Source organism: Photorhabdus kleinii, assembly GCF_025384885.1.
Taxonomy (GTDB): Bacteria; Pseudomonadota; Gammaproteobacteria; order Enterobacterales; family Enterobacteriaceae; genus Photorhabdus; species Photorhabdus kayaii.
In genome coordinates this window covers 1-2,525 of the sequence record NZ_JAJAFY010000107.1, presented here as the reverse complement: position 1 = coordinate 2,525, position 2,525 = coordinate 1, and the positions used below count along the sequence as shown (strand labels likewise).

Below are 2,525 nucleotides of genomic sequence, written 5' to 3'. Positions count from 1 at the left end.
TGGATCTTTGTGACTTCGCCCAAAACTTCTTACTGGGGAGAAAAAGTTGATTACATTGAAATTAACCGCCGCAAATATACTCCTGATATCTTCCGTAGTACCAAATTTAAGGAAGCTCAGGAAAAAGCCAAACTCACACTGAATGGCGATACCGCAACGCTGGAGGTGGTATTTACCGAAACGAAGGGAGTTTTCCCCCGTAGTAGTGAACTGTACTGGTACTATGAACAATCAGCAAATGTTATCGCCCCTTTGCGCTATCTCTGGGGAGAAGAACCTACAGCAGAAAATACCATTAAGGGCAGTTTTGACGGAGAGCGTACACTATGAAACAACGATTAAAACATTTACTTAAAAAATGGTTTCCCACTATTCATCCATTACCAACCAAACGGCTGGCCCGTTGGGAAAAAGAAATTCTGGCGGTACCGCCAGATATTAAGAATGAAGAAACTATTAAACATGTGGAAATACTAGATCGCCTTAATGATAAAGAATGCTGGATTAGAAATCCTCAACGCCGTTTTAGGAGCATTAATCTCATTCCAGTAACATTAGGAATTATTAGTAGCCTTATTCTAAATATTAATGGATTTATCGAAGACCGTAAAAATGATGAAAAAGCTATCCATAGATGGGTCAATTTAGTCAAAGAGGAATACGGTGATAAATTTTATCTACGCAATGATCTACCCGACTCTATGGAAAACGCCCGCTATATCGGCAGTGATAAAGAGATCTCCCTGAAAAAATATTTGTACTATCGCTATACCTTTTATCCAAGTAGTTCACGGATTTTCAAAATTGATATAGGTTTCTTATTGTTATATCTGTTAATTATTCCTCCTTTTGTCTGGGGTGTGTTTTTTTCTCGCCGTCAAGCGCCATTAATTATTGATCGCGAACGGCAGATTTTTTACACCTGGTATAAAGGTAAAGCCTACGCCGCTCGCTATCCACAAATCGGCATGGCCGAAAAAACTAATATTTTTTTCCTCAAAGTCTACGGCCTGGATGAAAATAATAACCTTATCGGACGTGGCTTCATCCCTAACGTCAGCAGTTATTCTTTCGCTTTTTTAAGCAGCGGCAATGATAAGGGACTGGCAGTCGCCTTTATGGTGAAATTTTTATTAAATGGCAAAGAAGCGGTTAGCAAAGTGGATTATAAACGCCGTGAGCCGCTTATCTGGTGGAGTAAAGATAAAAGACCTACGGATTTAGAAGCTCAAATTCCATTGATTTTGGCAGAATTGGATCGCCTAGGTCCCCCTGATGAAGATCTTTCCGAATGAAAATGGCATTACAAACCTATTTGACGGAAAGCTCCCAACCTGAATTACGGTTGATACGGTATATTCCACAGATAAGTGATAAGCAACTTGTAATGGTTGTAGTTGTACAACAGGAAAAGGGCGAACAACCTTTTGAAATGGTGTTAAATCATCTGCGTAAGTTCACCTATTTAAAAAATGAGCTGACTCAGGCGTGGGCATTTTTCCGTTTCTACCATCCCAACACACTGACGACTCTGTTGAATACTCTATCCGACGGGCCATTAGCCCATTTTATGCAGGGGATCAATTCAATATGGTTCTATGGTGATAAACCCGATACCCGCCACATTATCACCATCACGGAAAACGTTCGGCAGGTAAAACCTGCGCCTGTCACGCTCAATCATCAATTGTGTGAACTATTCGAGCAACAAACGCAACAACGCCATGTACTTAAATCCATTGACTTTATTAAGGAAAATCTAACTGAACGCTGTCAGGTGAATAAAAACACCCTGCCTGCTTTTGTTTTGCAGCAGACTAATCAGGCTTATCTGCAAGGACTGACGCAACAGCGAGCCATACTCTATTACGTTGCCGCCAGGTGTTTAGTGCCAAACGATGAAGTTCACTGGCAACAACTTTGGGACTCAGCCTGCTCGCAAACAGAAACACAGGAAATACGGGCACATTCACTTTTCAAACAATGCGACACACTAACAACCAAGGAAATATTATGACCACCAACATTCAGGAACGCTTTGACAAATTAATAGAAAAAGCTTACGAACTGTTCCCGCAAAATCTTGAGGTAGATAATTATATGCAGCCCTGTGACTGCAACATTAAACCCATTTACCCGGTTCGTTATGCTTATGTGAACTTTTTCGGCAAAGAACTGGAAAAACCAGAAGCGCCCCCGGATATCCACACCCTGATGTTCTCCTCGTCACTCCAGCAAACCAAAGGCTATGCCGCCCGCCTGCTGCGTCCCGGCTGGATATATATCAAGGAAGAAGACCCGCTGACCACCCGAGGCAGCAAAGCCCGCGGTTATCTGCACATCTTTAAATACTGCGTATCAGAGAGAGAGGTTAACGGCAAAAAGCAGCGGGTAGAGAAATTTAAAAAGTACATGTTTCTCAACCGCAAAGACGCCAGTGAAGGACTCATCCCTGAACCCGGCATTCGGGGCGAGGGGCATCCATTCCTGTTTGTCGCCAAAGATGTTATCAATATCAGTATCGC

At 42.3% G+C, this 2,525-nt stretch carries 4 protein-coding genes; all 4 read left to right on the top strand.

Annotated elements, in window-relative coordinates; all coding sequences use genetic code 11:
• Positions 1–330, top strand: a 330-nt coding sequence (locus LG003_RS22690) for a hypothetical protein (protein WP_262981725.1), incomplete at its 5' end; no start/stop codon positions are given.
• Positions 327–1,295, top strand: coding sequence for a hypothetical protein (locus tag LG003_RS22685; RefSeq protein WP_262981724.1), 969 nt, complete (start codon positions 327–329; stop codon positions 1,293–1,295). The genes LG003_RS22690 and LG003_RS22685, both read left to right, overlap by 4 nt.
• The gene (locus LG003_RS22680; RefSeq protein WP_262981723.1) at positions 1,292–2,017 is read left to right on the top strand and encodes a hypothetical protein; all 726 of its coding nucleotides are present in this window, start codon (positions 1,292–1,294) and stop codon (positions 2,015–2,017) included. Before LG003_RS22685 ends, LG003_RS22680 begins: the two co-directional genes overlap by 4 nt.
• Positions 2,014–2,525, top strand: a 512-nt coding sequence (locus LG003_RS22675; RefSeq protein ID WP_315903409.1) for a toxin VasX, incomplete at its 3' end; no start/stop codon positions are given. The genes LG003_RS22680 and LG003_RS22675, both read left to right, overlap by 4 nt.

Excerpts from the sequence above, each read along its gene's own strand:
- LG003_RS22680 (WP_262981723.1), top strand. The coding sequence starts at position 1,292 with ATGAAAATGGCATTACAAACCTATTTGACGGAAAGCTCCCAACCTGAA.
- LG003_RS22685 (WP_262981724.1), top strand. The coding sequence starts at position 327 with ATGAAACAACGATTAAAACATTTACTTAAAAAATGGTTTCCCACTATT.